Source organism: Limimaricola cinnabarinus, assembly GCF_047631075.1.
Taxonomy (GTDB): domain Bacteria; phylum Pseudomonadota; class Alphaproteobacteria; order Rhodobacterales; family Rhodobacteraceae; genus Limimaricola; species Limimaricola cinnabarinus.
In genome coordinates this window covers 88,458-109,631 of sequence record NZ_JBLHYX010000001.1, presented here as the reverse complement: position 1 = coordinate 109,631, position 21,174 = coordinate 88,458, and the positions used below count along the sequence as shown (strand labels likewise).

The following is a 21,174-nucleotide window of genomic DNA, read 5'->3' as shown; positions in this document are numbered from 1 at the left end:
CTTCCTGATCCTGGTCCGCCGGCCTCACGCCGGATCGCCTTCTCCGCGCCACAGGTCGCGCGGGGCCAGCGCCGCGTCGCCCGATCTCACGAGCGACCAGCGGACGAGGGTCGCATAGGCCATCGCGCGGCCGGATAAAACCACCTGTTGCGTCGGCACCGGCCGGGGACGGCTCTTTTCGAGATAGACCGAAGGCGCCAGCGACAGCCGCGCGCCGCCGTCATGCGCCAGCCGCCAGACCTCGCCCGAGCGCAGCCGCAAGAGCGCCACCGCGCCCTGCGCGTCGAGATCGGGCTCCACATCGGGGTGCAAGTGAAACCGGATGGTGAAGGCGACCCCCGGATCGCGGCCGGCATGGCTCGCGGCATCGAAGGCGCGTTCATCGGCTGGGCCGAGCGTGGTCAAAAGATCCTCGCCCACCAGCGTCAGGCCGCCCCGGTCTAGGCCCAGCCTGCGGTCATGCGTCAGGCCGAAAGCCGCGCGCCATGCGTCATGGCCGGCCTCGATCCGCTGCAACCCGTCGGAATCGGCCCGATGCGCCAGCACCTCGCGCGGCCCGTCGACCAGCGGTTCGCTCCCGCCCGCCCCCCTGCCGAGCCGGGCCGAGGAATGCCCATCGAGGCAGAGCGTCGAATGCGACGGCGTGGCGCGGCCGGCGCGGCGCCAGTCAGGGCCGTGATGCGTGCCCGAGCCGCAGCTGACGATGAGCGGACGGCGGCCGCAGGTCATCTCGAAGGCGAGGGTCGAGGCATGGGCGCGCGCCGCATCCGGGCCGCGCGGCGGCGGTGCCGCGTCGAGCAGAACGGTGGTGCGCGCGCTGGCGAGCCGCGCGAACCCCATGCGCAGATCGAAGGGCGATGGGCCCGCCGCCTCGCCCGCCTCAGCGAGCGCCCGCTCCAGCCGCCCTTCGGCCCCCCGCCCGCCGCCGTGAAACCGCGCCAGCCCGCCATCGGCATGGCGCAGCGCCCGCAAGGTCCGGGCCGCGCGCGCCATCGCGTCGCGTTGGGCGGGGGCGGTGGCCTGCCCGAGGATCACGGCGGCGGCGGCAAGTGCGCAGAACAGCTCGAGCAGCGCCTCGGGATCGCGCGAGGCGACATCACCGCCAGGTCCGATGGCCGAGGCCGCCGCCTGCCCCAATGCCGCCGCCCGGCGCGCCGCATGACGCGGCGCCCCGAAGAGCGCCGTCTCGACCTGCAACAGCGCCGCGAGCGCCGCGATGCGCCCCGCCTCGTCCCCCGCCCTGTGCCAATGTCGCGCCAGCCAGCGCGATTGCATCGACAGGCTGCGCAGGAACGCCGCCTCGTCGGCCTGCGGCGACGGGCTCTGGCACACCCACGCGCTGTTGGAGAGCCAGCGCGTCAGCCGTTCCGCGACGGCCTCAGGCGACCAGCCCGGCCCGCGCCCGTCGCCGTAACGCCCGATCCAGTCCATGAGCCAGACCCAGGCGAGGTCGCGAGACGCGGCCCCGCCCAGCGCCGCGAGGTCGTCGAGCCAGCCGAAACGGTGCTGCGTGGCGGTTTCGGGATCGGCCTCGGGCCCGAGCGACCAGATCGTGCGGCCCCGGCCCTCGACCTGCTGCCCGGCCCTGAGATGCCGCCCGGCGAGGAGGTCGCGGCCGCGCGCGGGATCGCCGAAGCCCTCGGGCGCTGCCGGGCGGGCCAGCGCCGCGGGCACGGGCGCGCGCATGTCCGCGCGCCAGCGAAGCCGCTCGATCCCCCATCGCCGCTGCATGACCGCCACCGGCCTCTCCCCCCTACCACGCGCCGCCATGCTAGGGCCGGGCGCGGACGCATGTCACCCGTCTCGCGCGTCGGGCCGCAGGCAAGCGATGAAAAAGCCGTCCATGCCGCCGCGTTCGGCCCAGAAGTCGGGCCGCAGGCGCAGCCCTTCGGGGCCGATCCAGTCGGGCTCGATGCCGGGCCGGGCCAGCGCCTTCAGATCGTTGGTCAGCCCTTCGTGCCGGGCCAGCGCCTCCTCGACTTGCACCTCGCCCTCGTCGGGCAGAAGCGAGCAGGTGCAGAACACCAGCCGACCGCCGGGCTTCAGGAGCGTCAGCGCGTGGTCGATCATCTCGGCCTGAAGCTCGATCAGCGCGCCGAACTCCGAGCCGTCCTTGGCGTATGGCAGGTCGGGGTGGCGGCGGATCGTGCCGGTGGCCGAACAGGGCGCGTCGAGCAGGATCGCGTCGAAACCGCCCTCCGCCTCCGACGCGTCGAACTCCAGCGCGTCGGCTTGCACGACCTCAGCCGCAAGCCCGGTGCGCGCGAGGTTCTCGCGCAGCCGCCCGAGCCGCGTCTCCGACAGGTCGAGCGCCGTGACCTGCGCGCCCGCGGCCGCCAGCTGCATCGTCTTGCCACCCGGCGCGGCGCACAGGTCGAGCACCCGCTCGCCGGGGCGCGCATCGAGCACCCGTGCGGCGATGGCGGCGGCGGCGTCCTGCACCCACCACTCGCCCGTGTCATAGCCGGGCAACGCCGAGACCTGCCCCGCCTCGCGCAGCCGCACCGACCCCGAGGGCAGCAGATCGCCGCCCAGCGCCTCGGCCAGCGCCGCGCCGTCGCCCTTGGGCGTGAGATCGAGCGGCGGTATCATGGCCTGCACCGCCTCCATCGCCTCGACCGACTTGCGGCCCCAGGCCTCGACCATCGGGCCGCGCAGCCAGTTTGGCAGCTTGGGGACCGGCATTCTGGCCCAGGCCTCGGGTGGCTGCTCGGCGAGCTTGCGCAGCACCGCGTTGACGAGGCCCTTGTAGCTCTGGGTGCGTTTGCCCTTGGACATGATCTGCACCATGGCGTTGACCACACCATGCGCCGCCGCCCCCTCCATGATCTCGACCGCGCCGAGCCGCAGGGCATTGCGCACCGCGAGCGGCGGCTGCTTGGTGAGAAACGGCTTGAGCGCCCGGTCCGCCGTCGGCAGTTGCCGCAGGACCTGTGTCGCGAGGCGCTGGGCGCGGGCCCGGTCGGGCGGCGACAGGCGTTCGAGCGCGCCCGCCGCGATGGTTTCGGACATGAGCCGCTGGCCCCCCGTCGCCTGCTCGATGAGGTGCAGCGCGGCGCGGCGCGCGGCGATGCCGTCGTCTGGGGCCGTGGCGCGGTCCTGTGTCATGGCGGGTCCGGGGGTTGTTGGAGACGGATCAGCACGTATATCCCGAGCATCCGCCGCACAAGCGCCGCCTCAGGAGAGACGCCATGGCCGACAAGACCCCCCAGATGTCCCCCGACATGCCCGAGGCCGCGAAGCGCGCCCTCGATGAGGCGCGCGCCCGGCGAGCGGCGCTGGACGAGGCTGCGAAATTGCCGACCGAGCTTGGCGGCCGCGACGGTCCCGAGCCGGTGCGCTACGGCGATTGGGAAAAACAGGGCCTCGCCATCGACTTCTAGGGTCTCAGCGCGCGAGGCCCAGCACGTCGACCATGTCGTAGGCGCCGGGCGACCGCCCCTGCCCCCACAGCGCGGCCTGAAGCGCGCCGCGCGCGAAGATCATCCGGTCGGTCGCCATGTGGCGGATCACGATCCGTTCGCCCTTTCCCGCGAAGATCACGTCGTGTTCGCCCACGATGTCGCCGCCGCGAATCGCCGAAAAGCCGATATGACCCCGGATGCGCGGCCCGGTGATGCCGTCGCGGCCCCGGTCCGCGATCTCGGGCAGCGTCACGCCGCGCCCCTCGGCGGCGGCCTCGCCCAGCATCAGCGCAGTGCCCGAGGGGGCGTCGGCCTTGCGGTTGTGATGCGCCTCGACCACCTCGATGTCCCAGCCGTCGTCGAGGGCGGCGGCGACCATCTTGGTCAGCCCGGTGAGCAGGTTCACCCCGAGGCTCATGTTGCCCGCGCGCACCTGCACCGAATGACGCGAGGCAGGGATCAGCCGCTCGATCTGGGCCGCGTCGAAGCCGGTGGTGCCGATGACATGCACAGCCCGCGCCTGCGCCGCGAGATGCGCGGTCTCCAGCGTCGTCTCGGGCGTGGTGAAGTCGATCACCGCCTGCGCGCGCGCCATCGCCTCGAGCGGGTCGTCGCTCACCGCGACGCCCATGGCGGGGCCGCCCATCGCATGGCCGACATCCTGACCGACCCACTCGTGGCCCGCCCGCACCACCGCACCGGCGAGCCGCGCGCGACCGCTGTCGCAGACGGCCCGCACGAGCATCTGCCCCATCCGGCCCGCCGCCCCCATGATCACGATCCCCGGTGCTGTCTCGGTCATGCCCTAGTCCTTTCGAATGCTGCCCCTTCCTCGCGCGAGCCGCGCCCGCTTGGCAAGACCGGCCCCGGAGACTAGATGAAGCCGCATGAGCAAAACCCGTTCCTCCGAGCCCCGTGGCCCGTCGCAGCGTCAGCTGCGGGTGGGCGAACTGATCCGCCGCAGCCTGTCCGAGCTGCTGACCCGTGGCGACCTGCACGAGCCCGAACTGTCGGGCATGTCGATCACCGTGGGCGAGGTCCGGGCCACGCCCGATCTCAAACGCGCCACCTGCTTCGTGCTGCCCTTGGGCGGTGGCGACGAAGAGACGATGCTGGCCGCGCTGCGCCGCGCCAAGCCCGAGATCCGCTTCCTGCTGGCCCGCAACATGAAGCTCAAGCACGCGCCGGACCTCAAGTTCGAGATCGACCGCACCTTCGACCGGATGGACGAAACACGCCGTCTGCTGTCGGACGAAAAGGTCCGCCGCGACGTCGAAGCCGACGACATCGCCCCGGACGATGCCGGGCCGGACGGCGCGGAGGGGGACGCGGGATGATCAGGCACCTCGCTTTGGCCGCGCTCGGCCTCGGCGCGGCCTACGCCCTGCCCGCGTCGTCCCAGGCCGCGACCTGCGAGGATATCGATTACGAAGGGCTGTCCTACACCGCCTGCGAGGTCGACCCCGCCGGCGACGACCTGCGGCTGTTCCTGACCGATGCACAGGGCGGGCTCTATGGCAGCTTTCAGGCGATCGACCGCGAGGCGGACGGAGCCGAGCTGGTCTTCGCGATGAATGCGGGCATGTACCATCCCGACCGCCGCCCCGTGGGGCAATATCTCGAAAACGGCGACGAGGTGATGCGCCTCGTCACCAATGCCGGCCCCGGCAATTTCGGCATGCTGCCCAACGGCGTGTTCTGCATCGGCGAGGACAGCGCGCGCGCGATCGAGACGCTGCGCTACGAGCGCGAGGCGCCCGAGTGCCGCTATGCCACGCAGTCCGGCCCGATGCTGGTGATCGACGGCGAATTGCACCCGCGTTTTTTGCCCGACAGCACCTCGCGCAACATCCGCAACGGCGTCGGCACGACCGATGCGGGTGACCGCGCGGTTTTCGTCATTGCCAATCAGCCGGTGACATTTCACGAGTTCGGCTCGTTTTTCCGCGACCACCTCGGCCTGCCGCAAGCGCTCTATTTCGACGGCAATGTCAGCCGCTTGCATGCGCCGGAGCTGAATCGCTCGGACTTCGGCTTTGCAATGGGGCCGATCGTCGGCGTGCTGTCGCCCGTTGACGAGGCGCGCCCCGGCGGCTAGGCCCCGCGACCTTACGGGATCAACGGGGGCGACATGGCACGCAAGCGCAAGGGACGCGACATCTCGGGCTGGCTCGTGGTGGATAAGCCCGCGGGCCTGACCTCCACGGCCGTGGTCAACAAGGTCAAATGGGCCTTCGACGCCAAGAAGGCGGGCCACGCCGGCACGCTCGACCCCGACGCCACCGGCGTGCTTGCCGTGGCGCTGGGCGAGGCGACCAAGACGGTGCCCTTCATCACCGACGCGCTGAAGGCCTACGAGTTCACCGTGACCTTCGGGGCCGCGACCAACACCGACGACGCCGAGGGCGAGGTCATCGCCCGCGCGGAGGCCCGCCCCGCGGATGCCGAAATCAAGGAGGCGCTGCACGGCTTTGTCGGCGACATCGAGCAGGTCCCGCCCGCCTTCTCGGCGGTCAAGGTCGATGGCCAGCGCGCCTATGCCCGCGCGCGCGCGGGCGAAGAGTTGGAACTGGCCGCCCGCCCGCTCTGGGTCGAGAGCCTGATCCTGATGGACCGCCCCGACGCCGACCACGCCGTGCTCGAGATGGTCTGCGGCAAGGGCGGCTACGTGCGCTCCATCGCCCGCGATCTGGGCGAGAAGCTCGGCTGTCTGGGCCATGTGCGCGAGCTGCGCCGGGTGTGGTCGGGCCCGTTCACCGCCGCCGAAGGGGTGACGCTCGATCAGATCGAGGCCGAAGCCAAATCCGAGACGCTCGACCGGTTCCTGCGGCCGCTCGAGGATGGCCTGGCCGATCTGCCGCGCGTCACCTGCTCGGCCGAATCGGCCACGCGGCTGCGCAACGGCAACCCCGCCCCGGTGATCGCCTCGGGCCTCGATTACGGCGAGGAGGCATGGGCCGCGCATGAGGGCCACGCCGTGGCGGTGGGCCGGGTCATGGGGCCGGAGCTGCATCCCTCCCGCGTCTTCGTCGTCTGACGGCCGCGCAGCAAAACCTAGAACACCGCGCGCCGCACGAGGTTGAGCCCGGCGACCAGCAGCACCGCCAGCGTCACGCGGCGGAACGCCTGCTGGTCGATCCGGTCATGCGCCAGCCCGCCGAGCATCATGCCCGCCACCGCCGGGACGATCATGAAGAGCGAGAACGGCAGCGTCGCGGCGTTGAGCACGCCCGATTGCAGATGCGCGCCCGACAGCGCCAGCGCGCCGAGGCCGTAGATCACTCCCTGCACCCGGATCGAATCGCCCTTGGGCGTGTCGATCGCGGTGAGATAGGCCACCGTCGGCGGCCCCCAGACACCCGAGACCCCGCCGACGAAGCCCGAAAAGCCGCCGATCAGCGCCTCGAGCGCGTTGGTCTTCTCCGGCACCTTCGGCTTCCAGCCCGAGAGCTGCAGGATGGCGAAGGCCGAGACCGGCGCGCCGATCAGCAGGAAGAGCGCCTCGGTCGAGAGCACCCGCACCAGCTGCGCGCTGAGCGCTAGCATCAGCCCGCCGACGATCAGGTAGACGCGAAACCGCTTCACCGTGGAGAGCGCCGCCGCGCCGCCTTGTCGCAGCGCCTGCATGCCATTGGTCACCAGCGTCGGTGCGATCAGCGCCGCCAGCGCCAGCTCTGGCGGCAGGAACAGCGACATCGCCGAGATCATGATCATCGGCATGGCAAAGCCGACCATCCCCTTTACGATACCCGCCCCGAAGCCCACGAGAACGGACAGCAGCACAAGCTGCGGCGGCATCAAATCGGCAAAGGGATACATGCGGCTCACGGATTTTTCGGTCGCCGCAGTGGTGGCCGGAAAGCGGGGCCCCGGCAAGGGGCCTCAGCCGATCCTCTGGATCGCCTCGATCAGCCGCGCCCGCGCCGGCGGCAGGGGGCGGTCGCCGGAGCCGGGCACGAGCCGGTGCTCGATGAACCAGCCGGTGGTCCTGAGCGCGGCGACGATGTCGGCGGCCTCGGCCTCCCCCTCGCCGCGCAGCACCGGCGGCAGCGGCAGGAGCTTCGACGCCCATTCCCCCGCGCCCTCGCGGCTCACCGCGCGGCCCGACTTCGGGCTGACGAGATCGAGGCCCTCGGTCGCGCCCGTCACCGCGCAGGAGGTCAGATCGAGCGCGAAACCCATCTCCTCCAGAAGCGCCAGCTCCCAGCGCAGATAGGCCAGCGGCCAGATTTCGGTTTCGCCCAGCAGATCGAGCAGCGCCATGGTGCGATCATAAAGGGGCGGGTGCGGGTCGCGCTCGGGCAGCACGGTGACGAGGAGCGCCGCCACGGCGTTGAGACCCGCCAGCGCCAGCCGGTCCTCCATCACCTGCGCCGCGCGCGAGCGTAGCGGTTCGAAGGTGAAGTTGCCCAGATGCTCGCCCAGCCGCGCCTTCCATGTCATCTCAAGCTGCGCGCCGGGCTGCAAGAGCGGCGCGATACGGCGCGAGCCGCCGCCCCTGACCACGCCCGCATGCAGGCCGTGACTACGGGTGAAGACCTCTATGATGGCCGAGCCCTCGCCATGGCGGCGCACCCGCAGGAGCGCACCCTCCTCGCGCCACTCGATCATGCGCGGATCACGCGCGGGCGCGGCCCGGCTTGAACGGCGCCATGCCGGCGCGGGCCAATTCGTCGGCGCGCTCGTTCTCGGGATGCCCGGCGTGACCCTTGACCCATGTCCAGACCACCGTATGCCGCGCCGCTGCCTCGTCGAGGCGGCGCCACAGATCCTCGTTCTTGACCGGTTTGCCGGTCGAGGTCCGCCATCCCTTGCGCTTCCATCCCGCCATCCATTCGGTGATGCCCCCCTTCACATAGGCGCTGTCGGTCACGACGGTAAGCTTCGAGGGCTTGCCCAGCGCCTCGAGCGCGGCGATCGCGGCCATCAGCTCCATGCGGTTGTTGGTGGTCATCACCTCACCGCCCTTGAGCTCGCGCTCCTTGGTGACGGTCTCGCCATCCTTGGCCTGCAAAAGCGCGCCCCAGCCGCCGGGGCCGGGATTGCCCGAACAGGCGCCGTCGGTGAAGGCGAAGATCTTGGCCATGGAGGGGCTCCGGTCAAAGGGGTCGGGGCGTTCCCTTTAGGCGAAGCTCCGCCGTGCGGCAACGTACCCTTGGGAACCGATGCACCGGCTTTGGGGGTTCTTCGGGCGTGACTTCACCGAATTCGGAGCCTTTTCCATGTTCCATCACTCATCCAAACTTCAGTATCAGGTCCGTGTCGACAAGCCCTCGCCGGCCTTCGCCAAGCATCTGCAGCAGGCGATCGGCGGCATCGAGGGCGAGATCCGCGTCGCGATGCAGTACTTCTTTCAGGCGATGGGCGCGCGCGGGGACAGCAAGTACCGTGACATGCTGATGATGACCGCGACCGAGGAGTTGAGCCACATCGAGTTTCTGGGCCACGCCGTGGCGCTCAACCTCGAAGGCGCGCCGGTCGAGGTGCAGGACGAGGCGGCGAAGGACCCGGTCGTCCACGCGATCCTTGGCGGCATGAACCCGCGCCACATCCTGTCCTCGGGCCTCTCGGCGATGCCGGTCAACGCCAACGGCGTGCCCTTCGACATGAGCCACGTCTATGCGACCGGCAACCTCGCCGCCGACATGATGGCCAACGCCACCGCCGAATCGGGCGGCCGGGTGCTGGCGTCGCGGCTCTACAACATGACCGACGACGCAGGCATGAAGGACATGCTGTCCTTTCTCATCGCGCGCGACACGATGCACCAACAACAGTGGCTCGCGGTGATCGAGGAGCTGGGCGGCTGGGAGGCGGCTCTGCCGATCCCGAACTCCACCCCACAGGAGCACGAGGCGACCGAGCACAGCTACTATTTCCTCAACACCTCGCTCGACGAGCCGACCCCGCAGGGCCGCTGGACTTCCGGTCCCTCGCTCGACGGGCGCGGCACCTTCTCGGTCATGGAAAAGCCCGAGCCACTGGGCCAGAAGCCCGATCTCGGCAAGGCCAAGCCGAAGACCGGCACCCAGACCGAGCAGCAGTGACACGGCGCGGGCGGGTTCTTCGGACCCGCCCGACCTCCAAGGCCCGGGTGCGATGCCTGCTGGGCCAGATGCTCAATGAACCAACCTCGTCGCCTCGGGCCGACGTCGCCCAAGCATCGAAGAGTGAGATACGAGACGCGCCGATCGCCGCGGCGCGCGGCAGGTCATCACGCGAACAGGGGGCTCCAGCCTCGGGGCAAGCGCCGCGCGCGAGCCTCTCAGGCAGTTTCGCGCAGGATGCGCGGCACCTTGAACTCCACGTTCTCCTGCGCCGTCTCGACCAGCTTCACCGTTACGTCGTAGCGCGCCCGGAAGGCTTCGATGACCTCCTCGACCAGCACCTCCGGCGCACTCGCCCCGGCAGTCAGCCCCAGCGACCCGATGCCCTCGAGCGCGCGCCAGTCGATGTCGGCGGCACGCTGGACGAGTTGGGCATAGGCGCAGCCCGCCTTCGAGGCGACCTCGACGAGGCGCTTGGAGTTCGATGAGTTCGGCGCGCCGACGACCAGCAGGGCATCGCAATCGGGCGCCATCGCCTTCACTGCCTCCTGCCGGTTGGTGGTCGCATAGCAGATGTCTTCCTTGCCCGGCCCCTTGATCGCGGGAAACCGCGCCTTGAGGGCCGCGACGATGCCCGCCGTGTCGTCGACCGACAGCGTCGTCTGCGTGACATAGGCGAGGCGTTGGGGATCGCGCACCGCGACCGTGGCGACGTCGGCCTCGGTCTCGACCAGAAGCACCTCGCCCTCGGGCAGCTGCCCCATCGTGCCCACTGTCTCGGGATGGCCCGCATGACCGATCATGATCATCTGGAGACCTTCGGCGGAATGACGCGCCGCCTCGTTGTGCACCTTGGTCACCAGCGGGCAGGTCGCATCGACCTGGATCATCTCGCGCCGCGTGGCCTCGGCGGGAACGGACTTGGCGACGCCATGGGCGGAAAAGATCACCGGGCGGTCGTCGGGCGCCTCGTCCAGCTCCTCGACAAAGATCGCGCCCTTGGCGCGCAGATCGTCGACGACATAGCGGTTGTGCACGATCTCGTGGCGCACATAGACCGGGGCACCCCATTTCTCGAGCGCCATCTCGACGATCTTGATGGCGCGGTCGACGCCCGCGCAAAAGCCGCGCGGCGCGGCGAGATGCAGGGTCAGGGGCGGCAGGGTGGTCTCGGTCATCGGGGGGCCTCCGGGGCACGCTTGGCCGGTCGCATGGACGTCGCTTGGGATGCCGCACAGCTAAGCATTCCGGACGCCGAGGTCCAGCACCCGCCCCGACGCCGCGCTCAGTCCTCCTGATCCGCACCGCCTTGGGCGGGCCCATGCTGGCGGGAGGGGCGTCCAACGACATCGCGCAGCTCCTCCAGATCGATGAAGTTGTCGGCCTGCCTGCGCAGCTCGTCGGAGATCATCGACGGCGAGGACCGAACCGAGGACACCACCGACACCCGAACCGCGCGCCGTTGCAGTGCCTCGGCCAGGGACCGGAAATCGCCGTCGCCCGAGAACAGCACCGCGTGATCGATCCGCCCGGCGATATCGAGCGCATCGACCGTCAGCTCCACCTCCATGTTGCCCTTGATCTTGCGCCGCCCCTGCGCATCGGTGAATTCGCGCGCGGGCTTGGTGCGCATGGTGAAGCCGTTGTATTGGAGCCAGTCCACCAAGGGCCGGATCGGCGAATATTCGTCGCCGTCGAGCAGGGCGGTGTAGTAATACGCCCGGACCAACCGGCCCCGGCGCATGAACTCCTGCCGCAGAAGCTTGTAGTCGATGTCGAACCCCAAGGCCTTGCCGGTGGCGTGCAGGTTGGCGCCGTCGATGAACAGCGCAAGGCGTTCGTCCCGATAGAACATTGTCAAAAAAACCCCTATTGAAATACCGCCGAGCCTGATCGGGTCCGGATGATCGAACATGCCAATCCCCTCCCTGCCTCTCTTTGTCCGGGGAAATCAAGCGCAGGAAACACTTTGTATGCCGCAACGGGACAATCCATACGTGCAGCCGATCAAGCGGCGGGCCCTGATCGCGCTGGGGGCCAATGCGGCGGCACCTCAGGGATCGCCGGCCCAGAGCCTGCGCGCGGCGATGGCACAGGTCGCAGCGCTGGGTTCTGCCGTGCGAGAGAGCAGGCTTTGGCGCAGCCCCGCTTTTCCGGCGGGCATCGGCCCTGACTTCGTCAACGCCGTCATGGTGCTGGAGACCGAGCGCGATGCTGACGACCTGCTTGCCGAACTGCACCGCGTGGAAGCGGCCTTCGGCCGCGAGAGGCAGACCCGCTGGGGACCACGCAGCCTCGATCTCGACCTTCTGGCGCTCGACGATCTGGTGCTGCCGGACCTCGCCGCGTGGTCGCTCTGGCGCGACCTGACCCCTGAAGCGCAGGCTCGCGAGACGCCGGATCGCCTGATCCTGCCGCATCCGCGGCTGCAGGATCGCAGCTTCGTGCTGGCGCCCTTGGCCGAGGTCGCGCCGGACTGGCGCCATCCGGTCACCGGCTTCGACGTGACGCAGATGCGCGACGCGCTGCCCACAGCGGCGCTGGATGGGGTGGAGCCGCTCGACTGACGGGCCAGCATGATGGGTCCGCTGCGCCTTGTGTTCCGGGCGCGTGCGCTGTATGCGTGCGCTTTCGAGGCCGTGCCGCGCGATTCCGCGTGCGGCGGTCCTTTGCCCAACCTCAGATGGGAGTCGTCCGATGGCCCGCGTGACAGTCGAAGATTGCGTTGACAAGGTTCCGAACCGGTTCGAGCTGGTGATGCTCGCCGCGCATCGCGCCCGCGAGATCACCTCCGGCGCGCCGCTCACCGTCGCGCGCGACAACGACAAGAACCCCGTCGTGGCGCTGCGCGAAATTGCCGACGAAACGCAGCAGGCCGACGATCTGCGCGAGCGGATGATCGAGGCGCACCAGACCCAGATCGAGGTCGACGAGCCCGAGGCCGATTCGATGTCGCTGCTGATGAGCCAGGAGGCCGACAAGCCGGCCCAGGACGACATGAGCGAGGAACGCCTGCTGCGCGAGTTGATGCAGGTCCAGAAAGAGGGCTGATCGCAGCCCGCACAAGGCCGGGGGTAGGACGACCCAGATGACATCCGCAGACGAGCTGATCGCTCTGGTCCGCAGCTACAACCCGGCCACCCGCGACGCGATGATCCGCGACGCCTATGCCTTCGGCGAAGAGATGCATGCCGGGCAGTTCCGCAAGTCGGGCGAACCCTATTTCATGCATCCCGTCGCCGTGGCGATGATTCTCGCCAAGCAGCAGATGGACGACGCCACGATCGTCACCGCCCTTCTGCACGACACGATCGAGGACACCCGCGCCTCCTTCGCGGTGGTTTCCAAGCGCTTTGGCCGCGAAATCGCCGAGCTGGTCGACGGCGTCACCAAGCTCACCAACCTGCAGCTCTCCTCGACCCGCACCAAGCAGGCCGAGAATTTCCGCAAGCTGTTCATGGCGACCTCCCGCGACTTGCGGGTGACGCTGGTCAAGCTTGCCGACCGGCTCCACAACATGCGCACGATCCGCTCCATGCGGCCCGAGAAGCAGGCCCAGAAGGCGCGCGAGACGATGGAGATCTATGCGCCGCTGGCGGGCCGCATGGGCATGCAGTGGATGCGCGAGGAGCTTGAGGACCTGTCGTTCCAGGTGCTCAACCCCGAGGCGCGCAACTCGATCATCCGCCGCTTCATCATGCTCCAGAAGGAGGCGGGCGACGTCGTCGAGCGCATCACCGCCGACATGCGCACCGAGCTTGACCGCGCCGGCATCAAGGCCGATCTGTTCGGCCGCGCCAAGAAGCCCTATTCGATCTGGCGCAAGATGCAGGAGAAGGATCAGGGCTTCTCCCGGCTATCGGACATCTACGGCTTTCGCGTCGTCACCGACAACGAGGCCGACGCCTACCGCGTCCTTGGCGTGATCCACCAGCGCTGGCGCGCCGTGCCGGGCCGGTTCAAGGATTACATCAGCCAGCCGAAATCCAACGGCTACCGGAGCATCCACACCACCGTCTCTGGCCGCGACGGCAAGCGGGTCGAGGTGCAGATCCGCACCCGCGAGATGCACGAGGTCGCCGAAACCGGCGTCGCCGCGCATTGGTCCTACCGCGACGGCCTGCGGGTCGAGAACCGCTTTGCCGTCGATCCGGCGCGCTGGATCGCCCAGCTGACCGAGCGGCTGGAAACCGGGCATGACGACGAGGATTTTCTCGAGGCCGTGAAGCTCGAGATGTATCAGGATCAGGTGTTCTGCTTCACGCCCAAGGGCGAGGTGATCAAGCTTCCCCGCGGTGCCACGCCGATCGATTTCGCCTTCGCGATCCACACCCGCATCGGCTCCGCCTGCGTCGGCGCCAAGGTGGACGGGCTGCGCGTGCCGCTCTGGACCCGGCTCAAGAACGGCCAGTCGGTCGAGATCATCACAGCCGACGGCCAGCGCCCGCAAGCGAGTTGGATCGAGATCGCGGTGACGGGCCGCGCCAAGGCCACGATCCGCCGGAGCCTTCGCGAGGAGGACCGCGAGCGTTTTGTGAAGCTCGGCTCCGAACTGGTGCGCGTCGCCTTCGAGAACGTCGGCAGGCGGGCCACCGACAAGGCGCTGCGCACCGCGGCCAAGACGCTGGGGCTCGAGAGCGCCACCGAGCTTCTGGCCCGGCTCGGTTCGGCCGACCTCACCACCCGCGAGGTGGTGCAGGCGCTCTATCCCGAACTGGCCGCACGCGGCGACGCGCACGAGATCTCGAAGGAGCGGGCCGTGGCGGGCCTTGCGGCGGGACAGAGCTTTCGCCGCGCGCCCTGTTGCCAGCCTGTCCCCGGCGAACGGATCGTCGGCATCGCCTTTCGCGGTCAGGGCGTGGTGATCCACGCCATCGATTGCCCGGCGCTGGCGCATTACGAGGAACAGCCCGAACGCTGGGTCGATCTGCGTTGGCAGGACGGCACGCATGCCCCGGTCAATACGGTGAGCCTCGATCTGACGGTTACCAACGACGCGGGCGTGCTGGGGCGGCTCTGCACGTTGATCGGCGAGCAATCGGCCAACATCTCCGACATGACCTTTCTCGACCGCAAGCCCGACTTCTACCGCATCCTCGTCGACGTGGACCTGCGCGACGCCGAGCATTTGCACCGGGTGATGACCGCGCTTGAGGCCGAGAGCCACGTCTCCTCGATCGAACGCCACCGCGACCCGAGCCGTGCCGTCGCCTCCGCGACGACGACGGTGACGGCCGGGGCCTGATCGGGGGCGCGGTGGTCTTCAAGCGGCGCGACAGGCGGTCGGTGGGCCGCGCGGTGGCCGAGACGGTCTATCCGCGTGGCGGTTGGCGCCGGGCGTTCGGCTATGTCAGGCACCGGCTGCAGCGCCTTCCCGACACGCCCGAAAAGATCGGTCGCGGCATCTTCGCGGGTGTGCTGGCAAGCTGGACGCCATTCTACGGGCTGCATTTCGTGATCGCCGTGATCTTCGCCAAGATCGGCCGCGGCAACATGCTCGCCTCGCTCTTGGGCACCTTCTTCGGCAATCCGCTCACCTATGTGCCGATCGGCGTAGTGGCGCTTCAGACCGGCTATTTCATCATGGGCCACCCGCCCGGACGCGGGATCGAGACCTCGCTCATGGGCAAATTCGCCGCCGCGGGCGAGGATCTATGGCACAATTTCGGCGCGCTGTTCGGCCCTGATCGCGCCGACTGGCACGGGCTGGGGCTATTCTACCATCAGGTGTTCCTGCCCTATCTCGTGGGGGGCATCCTGCCCGGGCTGATCTCGGCCTTCGCCTGCTATTGGCTTTTCGTCCCCGTGATCGCTGCCTACCAGAACCGCCGCCGCCGCAAGCTGCGCACCAAGCTGCAGGCCTTGGGAAAAAACCCTGAAAGCCCGGCTGACGACGGCACGGGACCGGGATAGGCTTCGGCCCGAAGGAGACCATTGGCATGACGGACCTCAGACTCGGCGTGAACATCGATCACGTGGCCACGGTGCGCAACGCGCGCGGCGGCGACACCCCCTCGCCCGTCCGGGCCGCAAAGCTCGCCGAGGAAGCCGGGGCCGACGGCATCACCGCGCATCTGCGCGAAGACCGCCGCCACATCTCGGACGCCGACATCGAGGCACTGATGGCGACGCTGAAGCTGCCACTCAACTTCGAGATGGCCGCCACCGACGAAATGCAGGCCATTGCGCTGCGCCACCGCCCGCATGCCGTCTGCATTGTCCCCGAAAAGCGCGAGGAGCGCACCACCGAAGGCGGGCTCGAGGTCGCGCGCGACGAGAATCGGCTGGCGCATTTCATCGCGCCGCTGCGCGATGCGGGCTGCCGGGTGTCGATCTTCATCGCCGCCGACCGACCCCAGATCGACGCCGCCGCCCGCATCGGCGCGCAGGTGGTGGAGTTGCACACCGGCGCCTATTGCGACGCCCATGCGGCCGGCGACACTGCCACTCGCGACGCGGAGCTTGCGAAGATCGCCGAAATGGCCACGCACGCCCATGCGCTGGGCCTCGAGGTGCATGCCGGGCACGGGCTTACCTATGACACCGTCGGCCCCATCGCCGGACTTCCCGAGATCCGCGAGCTGAACATCGGCCATTTCCTGATCGGAGAGGCGATCTTCCGCGGGCTGTCGCCCGCCATCGCGGAGATGCGTCGGAGGATGGAGGCCGCTCGACGGGTGATGTCCTGATCAGGTTCCCTTCTTGGTTGATCACGATATGCACGTGCGGGGGATGAAAATCGGCTTTCTGCAAAACATTGCCGAGACGGCAGCACCTTCCCGCCGATGTCTGCAGTGTTCCCGCCCTGCCCGAATTTGCGGCAGGAACATGATCCCGCCGCCGCAGTTTTGACCTTCAAGACCGCCGGGGACCACTCACACCCCCTGCCCCGGCGGTCATGACACCGGAGGAAAGGAACGCACATGTTCATGAAGTCCAAGAGCCTCGTCGCCGCCGCCGCCCTCACCGTCGCCGCATCGGGCGCCTTTGCCCAAGGGCAGGAAGGTCTCGTCAACGTCGCGGTTGACGACAACACCGTGCAAGTGCCCGTCGATGTCGCAGCCAATGTCTGCGACGTCGACGTGAACGTGCTCGCGGCCCAGTTCGTCGGATCCGACGAAACCGCCTGCGAGATCGACCAGAAGACTGCCGCCCAAAACGGCATCAAGTCGAACGGCAGCAACAACGCACAGGGCAACAACGGCCAGCAGAACGGCCTTGTGAACCTTTCGGTCGATGGCAACACCGTGCAGGCGCCGATCGGCGTGGCAGCCAATGTCTGTGACGTCGATGCCAACGTGCTCGCCCGTCAAGCCAAGGGCAACGACGATACCGTCTGCGAAATCAGCCAGGAGCAGGCTGCCGAGAATGGCATCGACATGTCGGGCATGACTGGCGGCACGGAGTCGACTGGCACGACCGATACGGTCACCGATGCGGCCGACACCGTGACCGACACGGCCACGGACGCCGCCGAAACGGTGACCGACACCGCCGAAGATGCGGCTGACGAGGTGGAGAACGCCACTAACTGATCGCGCATCCCAAACATGCTTCGAGGAGGCGTCCGGCATACCCGGACGCCTTTTTTCATTAACGATTCTTCGAAAAATTCTGCCCGAATCATGGACCGTTCATTCGGGTCGCACGTTGGTACTGCAAGAGGCTCCCGAGGGAGCATCCACCATATCGGAGACAGACATGAGCGACCATCTCGACACCCTGAAGAAGCTCCACACCCGCGTCATCGACAGCCGCGACGGTTACAAGCATTCGCGCGAGGATGTCGCTGACGAGCGTGGATTCGTCGGCTTCTTCGACCGCCGCATTGCCGAGCGCGAGCAGTTTCACACCGTGATCCATCGCCAGCTTGGCGCCGAGGGCGTGGACGTGAGCGAGAGCGGCTCGACCGCTGCTGCCGCCCATCGTGGCTGGCTGTCCTTGAAGGATTCGCTGACCGGTAATGACGAAGCGGTCTATGACGAGATCATCAGTGGCGAAGAGCAGCTCCTGAAGCTCTATGACGATGCCATCTCCGCCACGACCGGCAAGCCCGAGTGGAGTTTCCTGTCGAGCCAGCGTGCCGACGTGGAAAAGGCAATCACCGAGGCACGGGCGGAAAAGAGCCGCCACGCCGCCTGATCCGCAAATCCTTTTCGGTTCCATTTGCGCCGTCCCTTCGGGGGCGGCGCATTTCGTGAGGACCCCTCATTGCCCGTATGGGCGGCATCGGCTAGCGAGGGGCCATGATCCTTGGCATCGGCACCGATCTCGCGAATATCGACCGCATCGCCGGCGTGCTCGAACGCCATGGCGACCGGTTCCGCAACCGCGTCTTCACCCCGGTGGAGCAGGCCAAGGCCGAGCGCCGCCGCGACGTGGCCGGCACCTATGCGAAGCGGTGGGCCGCCAAGGAGGCATGCTCCAAGGCGCTGGGCACCGGGCTGCGCATGGGCATCGCCTGGAAGGACATGGCGGTGAGCAACCTCGCGACCGGCCAGCCGATGATGGAGGTCACGGGCTGGGCGCGCGAGAGACTCGACGCGATGACGCCCGCGGACCACGAGGCGATCATCCATGTCACGCTGACCGACGATCACCCTTGGGCGCAGGCCTTCGTGGTGATCGAGGCGCGCCCTCTCGCCGCGCGCTGATCGCTTCTTGCGACATGGTCCGAAGTCGCAAGGGCTCTAGGGAATCGCCATGCCTGTTGTCAGGCTCTGGCGCTGCGCCGTTGTGCGGGCTAGACCGCGTGCTTGGCGGTTTCCTTGACTAATTCCCCCGCCCCCCGCATGTAGCCCCGAAACCCCAAGGGACCCTTCCGCATGGCCAGCAGATCCGACACCGAGAAGCAGGGCTTCGTCCACAGCGTCTGGGAAACCGTCAAGACGGTGTTCTGGGCGCTGCTGATTGCGGGCATCTTCCGCACCCTGTTCTTCCAGCCCTTCTGGATTCCCTCGGGCTCGATGAAGGACACGCTGCTGATCGGCGACTTCCTTTTCGTCAACAAGATGGCTTACGGCTACTCCTACGCGTCGTGCCCCTCGGTGCGTCTGGCCTCGCTCGGCGTCGACATCTCGGCCGAGGATGTCTGCGGCTGGGCCAAGGGCGACAATGACAGGCTCTGGGGCGAATATCCCGAGCGCGGCGATGTGGTGGTGTTCCGCCACCCTGTGACCGGCGAGGATTTCATCAAGCGCGCCATCGGCCTGCCGGGCGACCGGATCCAGGTGCGCGAAGGGCGGCTCTTCCTCAACGATGAGGCGGTCGGGCAGGAACCGGCGGGCACCTTCACCGAGGTGATGGAGCGTCAGGGGCCGCAAGGGCTGATGCCGCGCTGCCGCAACGGCGCCGTCGGCATGGGGGCCATCTGTGAAAAGACCCGCTATACCGAGACGCTGCCGAACGGCGTGAGCCATGACATCCTCGACATCGGCAACCAGTCGTCCGACAATACCGGCGTCTACACCGTTCCCGAGGGGCATCTGTTCTTCATGGGCGACAACCGCGACAACTCCACCGACAGCCGGGTGCCGCAAAACGCGCGCGGTGTGGGCTTCGTGCCCTTCGAGGATCTCGTGGGCCGGGCCGACCGGATCATGTTCTCCTCGGCGGGGCGCTCGATGCTGGCCTTCTGGACCTGGCGCTCGGACCGCTTCTTCAAGGCAGTCGAGTGAAGCTTTCGGCCGAACTGCGTGCCTTTGCGGGCCGGCTGGGACACGAGTTTTCGCGGCCCGAGCTTTTGTCGCGCGCCGTCACCCACGGCTCGATCTCCGGGCCGATGCGCGATGACAACCAGCGGCTCGAATTCCTGGGTGACCGGGTGCTGGGGCTCGTGATGGCCGAGGCGCTGCTCGACGCGGATCGCGGTGCCACCGAGGGCCAGATCGCGCCGCGCTTCAACGCGCTGGTGCGCCGCGAGACCTGCGCCGAAGTGGCGCGCGAGATCGAGATCGGTGCGGTGCTGCGGCTCGGCCGGTCCGAGATGAAATCGGGCGGCCGCCGCAAGGAGGCGCTGCTCGCCGACGCGATGGAGGCAGTGATCGCCGCCGTCTATCTCGACGCGGGCTTCGAGGCGGCGCGCGGCGTGGTGCGCGGGCTTTGGGGCGAACGGATCAACCAAGTCGAAACCGATGCGCGCGACCCCAAGACCGCGCTTCAGGAATGGGCGCAGGCGCGCGGAGAGCCGCCGCCCGTCTATGCCGAGACAAGCCGCGAGGGACCGGACCATGCGCCGGTCTTCACGATCGAGGTGACGCTGGCCTCGGGCGCGTCGCACAGCGCCACGGCCGGATCGAAACGGCAGGCGGAACAGGCGGCCGCGGCCGCGCTATTGAAACAGGTGAGCGAATGAGCGAGCACGACGAGACGCCGAAAGGCGACGAGACCCCGGCGGCCGCTCAGGGTGAGCCGCAGGCTGACGCGCTGCACGAGGACGGCCTTCCCGGCGCGCCCATCGGCGGCGATCAGGACGGCGAGGAAGGCCCCACCGGCGCGGGCTATGTCGCCCTCATCGGCGAGCCGAACGCAGGCAAATCGACGCTGCTGAACCGCATGGTCGGTGCCAAGGTGTCGATCGTCACCCACAAGGTGCAGACCACCCGCGCCCGCATCCGCGGCGTCGCGATGGAGGGGCGCACGCAGATCGTCTTCGTCGACACACCGGGCTTGTTCCGGCCGCGCCGCAGGCTCGACCGCGCCATGGTCGCGGCGGCATGGGGCGGTGTCGCCGACGCCGATGTCGTGGTGCTGTTGATCGAGGCGCATCGCGGCATCACCGACGGGGTGAAGTCGATCCTCGAAAACCTCGGCGACCGCGTCGGACGCACGCCGGTCGCACTCGCCATCAACAAGATCGACAAGGTGAAGTCCGAGGCGCTGCTGAAGTTGACGCAGGATCTCAACGCCGCGCATCCTTTCGTGAAGACATTCATGATCTCGGCCGAGCGTGGCCATGGCTGCGCCGATCTCAAGGAATGGCTCGCCGAACAGATGCCGCGAAGCCCCTGGCTCTATCCCGAGGATCAACTCGCCGACCTGCCGCTGCGGATGATCGCCGCCGAGATGACGCGTGAGAAGCTGACGCTCCGGCTGCATCAGGAGCTGCCCTACGAGCTCACGGTCGAGACCGAGAGCTGGCAGGAGCGCGACGATGGCTCGGCCCGCGTCGACCAGATCATCTATGTCGCCCGCGACGGCCACAAGGGCATCGTGCTGGGCAAGGCGGGCGAGACGGTAAAGTCGGTCTCCAAGGCCGCGCGCGAGGAGCTGTCGGAGTTCCTCGGCCGCAAGGTGCACCTGTTCCTGCAGGTGAAGGTTCGGCCGAACTGGCTCGAGGAGAAAGAGCGCTATTCCGAGATGGGCCTCGACTTCAAGGACGGCAATTCTTGAGCCGTCTCGCCGCGGGCATCTGGGTTTCGGCCTATCTGACGCGGCTCAGGCTCGCCGACATCCCCGCCTTCGTCACCTCGAAAGGCGACGAGACGGCGGGGGCGGTGCTGGTGAAGTCGAACACGCTCGACGGGCAGGCGCGGCTGTTCCAGCGCAGCCTCGACCTGATGACCGGTGCACGGGTCTGGATCGTTCTGGCCGAGGGGCCGGAGCCGGAGGTCGACGCAAGCATCAAGAAGCAAAAGCGCTTCGACCCCGACCTGTGGGTGATCGAGGTCGAGGACCGGGCGGGCCGGACGCTTCTCGAAGAGGTAGGGCTGGCGGACTAGCCC

At 68.5% G+C, this 21,174-nt stretch carries 25 protein-coding genes; 17 read left to right on the top strand and 8 right to left on the bottom strand.

Annotation, left to right across the window (positions count from 1 at the left end):
* Positions 1-24: 24 nt before the first annotated feature.
* Entirely contained in the window at positions 25-1,731 is a 1,707-nt protein-coding gene (locus tag ACJASC_RS00595) for a heparinase II/III family protein (protein WP_415142670.1), read from the bottom strand.
* 63 nt (positions 1,732-1,794) lie between these two features.
* Entirely contained in the window at positions 1,795-3,108 is a 1,314-nt protein-coding gene (locus tag ACJASC_RS00590; protein ID WP_415142668.1) for an RsmB/NOP family class I SAM-dependent RNA methyltransferase, read from the bottom strand.
* Positions 3,109-3,191: 83 nt separating this feature from the next.
* Here ACJASC_RS00590 and ACJASC_RS00585 point away from each other — a divergent pair, with 83 nt between their 5' ends.
* The gene (locus ACJASC_RS00585; RefSeq protein WP_021692320.1) at positions 3,192-3,383 is read left to right on the top strand and encodes a DUF1674 domain-containing protein; all 192 of its coding nucleotides are present in this window, start codon (positions 3,192-3,194) and stop codon (positions 3,381-3,383) included.
* A gap of 4 nt (positions 3,384-3,387) precedes the next feature.
* On the opposite strand, the gene dapB is transcribed toward ACJASC_RS00585, so the two are convergent.
* Positions 3,388-4,206 (bottom strand): 4-hydroxy-tetrahydrodipicolinate reductase, encoded by an 819-nt coding sequence (dapB, locus tag ACJASC_RS00580; RefSeq protein WP_021692321.1) that lies wholly within the window; start codon positions 4,204-4,206, stop codon positions 3,388-3,390.
* A gap of 85 nt (positions 4,207-4,291) precedes the next feature.
* Here dapB and rbfA point away from each other — a divergent pair, with 85 nt between their 5' ends.
* From rbfA to truB, 3 genes are read left to right on the top strand one after another with little or no spacing between them, the layout of a single operon-like run.
* Positions 4,292-4,741, top strand: a complete 450-nt coding sequence (gene rbfA / locus ACJASC_RS00575; protein WP_021692322.1) for a 30S ribosome-binding factor RbfA — start codon at positions 4,292-4,294, stop codon at positions 4,739-4,741.
* Positions 4,738-5,502 carry a phosphodiester glycosidase family protein gene (locus ACJASC_RS00570; protein ID WP_415142665.1) on the top strand — a complete coding sequence of 255 codons (765 nt, stop codon included), beginning with the start codon at positions 4,738-4,740 and terminating at the stop codon, positions 5,500-5,502. The genes rbfA and ACJASC_RS00570 overlap by 4 nt, the downstream gene beginning before the upstream one ends.
* Before the next feature lie 33 nt (positions 5,503-5,535).
* Positions 5,536-6,441 carry a tRNA pseudouridine(55) synthase TruB gene (gene truB / locus ACJASC_RS00565; protein WP_415142663.1) on the top strand — a complete coding sequence of 302 codons (906 nt, stop codon included), beginning with the start codon at positions 5,536-5,538 and terminating at the stop codon, positions 6,439-6,441.
* Positions 6,442-6,458: 17 nt separating this feature from the next.
* On the opposite strand, the gene ACJASC_RS00560 is transcribed toward truB, so the two are convergent.
* From ACJASC_RS00560 to rnhA, 3 genes are all read right to left on the bottom strand, one after another.
* Positions 6,459-7,223: a sulfite exporter TauE/SafE family protein gene (locus ACJASC_RS00560; RefSeq protein WP_415143042.1), complete on the bottom strand. Its 765-nt coding sequence runs from the start codon at positions 7,221-7,223 to the stop codon at positions 6,459-6,461.
* 63 nt (positions 7,224-7,286) lie between these two features.
* Entirely contained in the window at positions 7,287-8,015 is a 729-nt protein-coding gene (gene recO / locus ACJASC_RS00555) for a DNA repair protein RecO (protein WP_415142661.1), read from the bottom strand.
* A 7-nt stretch (positions 8,016-8,022) separates the two neighbouring features.
* The gene (gene rnhA, locus ACJASC_RS00550) at positions 8,023-8,490 is read right to left on the bottom strand and encodes a ribonuclease HI (protein ID WP_021692327.1); all 468 of its coding nucleotides are present in this window, start codon (positions 8,488-8,490) and stop codon (positions 8,023-8,025) included.
* Between the two features lie 136 nt (positions 8,491-8,626).
* On the opposite strand from rnhA, the gene ACJASC_RS00545 reads away from it, so the two are divergent.
* Positions 8,627-9,451 carry a manganese catalase family protein gene (locus ACJASC_RS00545; RefSeq protein WP_045319574.1) on the top strand — a complete coding sequence of 275 codons (825 nt, stop codon included), beginning with the start codon at positions 8,627-8,629 and terminating at the stop codon, positions 9,449-9,451.
* A gap of 218 nt (positions 9,452-9,669) precedes the next feature.
* On the opposite strand, the gene ispH is transcribed toward ACJASC_RS00545, so the two are convergent.
* Complete coding sequence (gene ispH, locus ACJASC_RS00540) at positions 9,670-10,629, bottom strand: 4-hydroxy-3-methylbut-2-enyl diphosphate reductase (RefSeq protein ID WP_021692329.1); 960 nt, start codon at positions 10,627-10,629, stop codon at positions 9,670-9,672.
* A gap of 107 nt (positions 10,630-10,736) precedes the next feature.
* The gene (locus ACJASC_RS00535; protein WP_045319550.1) at positions 10,737-11,306 is read right to left on the bottom strand and encodes a LabA-like NYN domain-containing protein; all 570 of its coding nucleotides are present in this window, start codon (positions 11,304-11,306) and stop codon (positions 10,737-10,739) included.
* Between the two features lie 118 nt (positions 11,307-11,424).
* On the opposite strand from ACJASC_RS00535, the gene folK reads away from it, so the two are divergent.
* From folK to ACJASC_RS00475, 12 genes are all read left to right on the top strand, one after another.
* Complete coding sequence (gene folK / locus ACJASC_RS00530; RefSeq protein ID WP_415142657.1) at positions 11,425-12,018, top strand: 2-amino-4-hydroxy-6-hydroxymethyldihydropteridine diphosphokinase; 594 nt, start codon at positions 11,425-11,427, stop codon at positions 12,016-12,018.
* A 130-nt stretch (positions 12,019-12,148) separates the two neighbouring features.
* The gene (gene rpoZ, locus ACJASC_RS00525) at positions 12,149-12,502 is read left to right on the top strand and encodes a DNA-directed RNA polymerase subunit omega (RefSeq protein ID WP_021692332.1); all 354 of its coding nucleotides are present in this window, start codon (positions 12,149-12,151) and stop codon (positions 12,500-12,502) included.
* Positions 12,503-12,539: 37 nt separating this feature from the next.
* Positions 12,540-14,696 (top strand): RelA/SpoT family protein, encoded by a 2,157-nt coding sequence (locus ACJASC_RS00520; RefSeq protein ID WP_021692333.1) that lies wholly within the window; start codon positions 12,540-12,542, stop codon positions 14,694-14,696.
* Between the two features lie 11 nt (positions 14,697-14,707).
* A complete protein-coding gene (locus tag ACJASC_RS00515) occupies positions 14,708-15,364 on the top strand; it encodes a DUF2062 domain-containing protein (RefSeq protein ID WP_045319552.1) in 657 nt (218 codons plus the stop codon).
* 26 nt (positions 15,365-15,390) lie between these two features.
* Entirely contained in the window at positions 15,391-16,140 is a 750-nt protein-coding gene (locus ACJASC_RS00510) for a pyridoxine 5'-phosphate synthase (protein WP_021692335.1), read from the top strand.
* Between the two features lie 234 nt (positions 16,141-16,374).
* Positions 16,375-16,986, top strand: coding sequence for a hypothetical protein (locus ACJASC_RS00505; protein WP_415142654.1), 612 nt, complete (start codon positions 16,375-16,377; stop codon positions 16,984-16,986).
* A 166-nt stretch (positions 16,987-17,152) separates the two neighbouring features.
* A complete protein-coding gene (locus tag ACJASC_RS00500) occupies positions 17,153-17,593 on the top strand; it encodes a DUF2383 domain-containing protein (RefSeq protein WP_415142651.1) in 441 nt (146 codons plus the stop codon).
* A 104-nt stretch (positions 17,594-17,697) separates the two neighbouring features.
* Positions 17,698-18,105 (top strand): holo-ACP synthase, encoded by a 408-nt coding sequence (gene acpS / locus ACJASC_RS00495; protein WP_415142649.1) that lies wholly within the window; start codon positions 17,698-17,700, stop codon positions 18,103-18,105.
* Positions 18,106-18,276: 171 nt separating this feature from the next.
* A complete protein-coding gene (lepB, locus tag ACJASC_RS00490; protein ID WP_415142647.1) occupies positions 18,277-19,128 on the top strand; it encodes a signal peptidase I in 852 nt (283 codons plus the stop codon).
* Positions 19,125-19,805 (top strand): ribonuclease III, encoded by a 681-nt coding sequence (rnc, locus tag ACJASC_RS00485; protein WP_415142645.1) that lies wholly within the window; start codon positions 19,125-19,127, stop codon positions 19,803-19,805. The genes lepB and rnc overlap by 4 nt, the downstream gene beginning before the upstream one ends.
* Positions 19,802-20,842 (top strand): GTPase Era, encoded by a 1,041-nt coding sequence (era, locus tag ACJASC_RS00480; RefSeq protein ID WP_415142643.1) that lies wholly within the window; start codon positions 19,802-19,804, stop codon positions 20,840-20,842. The genes rnc and era overlap by 4 nt, the downstream gene beginning before the upstream one ends.
* Positions 20,839-21,171, top strand: a complete 333-nt coding sequence (locus ACJASC_RS00475) for a DUF1491 family protein (RefSeq protein ID WP_415142641.1) — start codon at positions 20,839-20,841, stop codon at positions 21,169-21,171. Before era ends, ACJASC_RS00475 begins: the two co-directional genes overlap by 4 nt.
* Positions 21,172-21,174 lie beyond the last annotated feature (3 nt).

Excerpts from the sequence above, each read along its gene's own strand:
- rnhA (WP_021692327.1), bottom strand. The coding sequence starts at position 8,490 with ATGGCCAAGATCTTCGCCTTCACCGACGGCGCCTGTTCGGGCAATCCC.
- ACJASC_RS00570 (WP_415142665.1), top strand. The coding sequence starts at position 4,738 with ATGATCAGGCACCTCGCTTTGGCCGCGCTCGGCCTCGGCGCGGCCTAC.
- ACJASC_RS00545 (WP_045319574.1), top strand. The coding sequence starts at position 8,627 with ATGTTCCATCACTCATCCAAACTTCAGTATCAGGTCCGTGTCGACAAG.
- rbfA (WP_021692322.1), top strand. The coding sequence starts at position 4,292 with ATGAGCAAAACCCGTTCCTCCGAGCCCCGTGGCCCGTCGCAGCGTCAG.
- ACJASC_RS00590 (WP_415142668.1), bottom strand. The coding sequence starts at position 3,108 with ATGACACAGGACCGCGCCACGGCCCCAGACGACGGCATCGCCGCGCGC.
- folK (WP_415142657.1), top strand. The coding sequence starts at position 11,425 with ATGCCGCAACGGGACAATCCATACGTGCAGCCGATCAAGCGGCGGGCC.
- rpoZ (WP_021692332.1), top strand. The coding sequence starts at position 12,149 with ATGGCCCGCGTGACAGTCGAAGATTGCGTTGACAAGGTTCCGAACCGG.
- dapB (WP_021692321.1), bottom strand. The coding sequence starts at position 4,206 with ATGACCGAGACAGCACCGGGGATCGTGATCATGGGGGCGGCGGGCCGG.
- ACJASC_RS00500 (WP_415142651.1), top strand. The coding sequence starts at position 17,153 with ATGAGCGACCATCTCGACACCCTGAAGAAGCTCCACACCCGCGTCATC.
- era (WP_415142643.1), top strand. The coding sequence starts at position 19,802 with ATGAGCGAGCACGACGAGACGCCGAAAGGCGACGAGACCCCGGCGGCC.
- truB (WP_415142663.1), top strand. The coding sequence starts at position 5,536 with ATGGCACGCAAGCGCAAGGGACGCGACATCTCGGGCTGGCTCGTGGTG.
- acpS (WP_415142649.1), top strand. The coding sequence starts at position 17,698 with ATGATCCTTGGCATCGGCACCGATCTCGCGAATATCGACCGCATCGCC.
- recO (WP_415142661.1), bottom strand. The coding sequence starts at position 8,015 with ATGATCGAGTGGCGCGAGGAGGGTGCGCTCCTGCGGGTGCGCCGCCAT.
- ispH (WP_021692329.1), bottom strand. The coding sequence starts at position 10,629 with ATGACCGAGACCACCCTGCCGCCCCTGACCCTGCATCTCGCCGCGCCG.
- ACJASC_RS00535 (WP_045319550.1), bottom strand. The coding sequence starts at position 11,306 with ATGTTCTATCGGGACGAACGCCTTGCGCTGTTCATCGACGGCGCCAAC.
- ACJASC_RS00510 (WP_021692335.1), top strand. The coding sequence starts at position 15,391 with ATGACGGACCTCAGACTCGGCGTGAACATCGATCACGTGGCCACGGTG.
- ACJASC_RS00595 (WP_415142670.1), bottom strand. The coding sequence starts at position 1,731 with ATGCAGCGGCGATGGGGGATCGAGCGGCTTCGCTGGCGCGCGGACATG.
- lepB (WP_415142647.1), top strand. The coding sequence starts at position 18,277 with ATGGCCAGCAGATCCGACACCGAGAAGCAGGGCTTCGTCCACAGCGTC.
- ACJASC_RS00585 (WP_021692320.1), top strand. The coding sequence starts at position 3,192 with ATGGCCGACAAGACCCCCCAGATGTCCCCCGACATGCCCGAGGCCGCG.
- ACJASC_RS00520 (WP_021692333.1), top strand. The coding sequence starts at position 12,540 with ATGACATCCGCAGACGAGCTGATCGCTCTGGTCCGCAGCTACAACCCG.
- ACJASC_RS00560 (WP_415143042.1), bottom strand. The coding sequence starts at position 7,223 with ATGTATCCCTTTGCCGATTTGATGCCGCCGCAGCTTGTGCTGCTGTCC.
- ACJASC_RS00505 (WP_415142654.1), top strand. The coding sequence starts at position 16,375 with ATGTTCATGAAGTCCAAGAGCCTCGTCGCCGCCGCCGCCCTCACCGTC.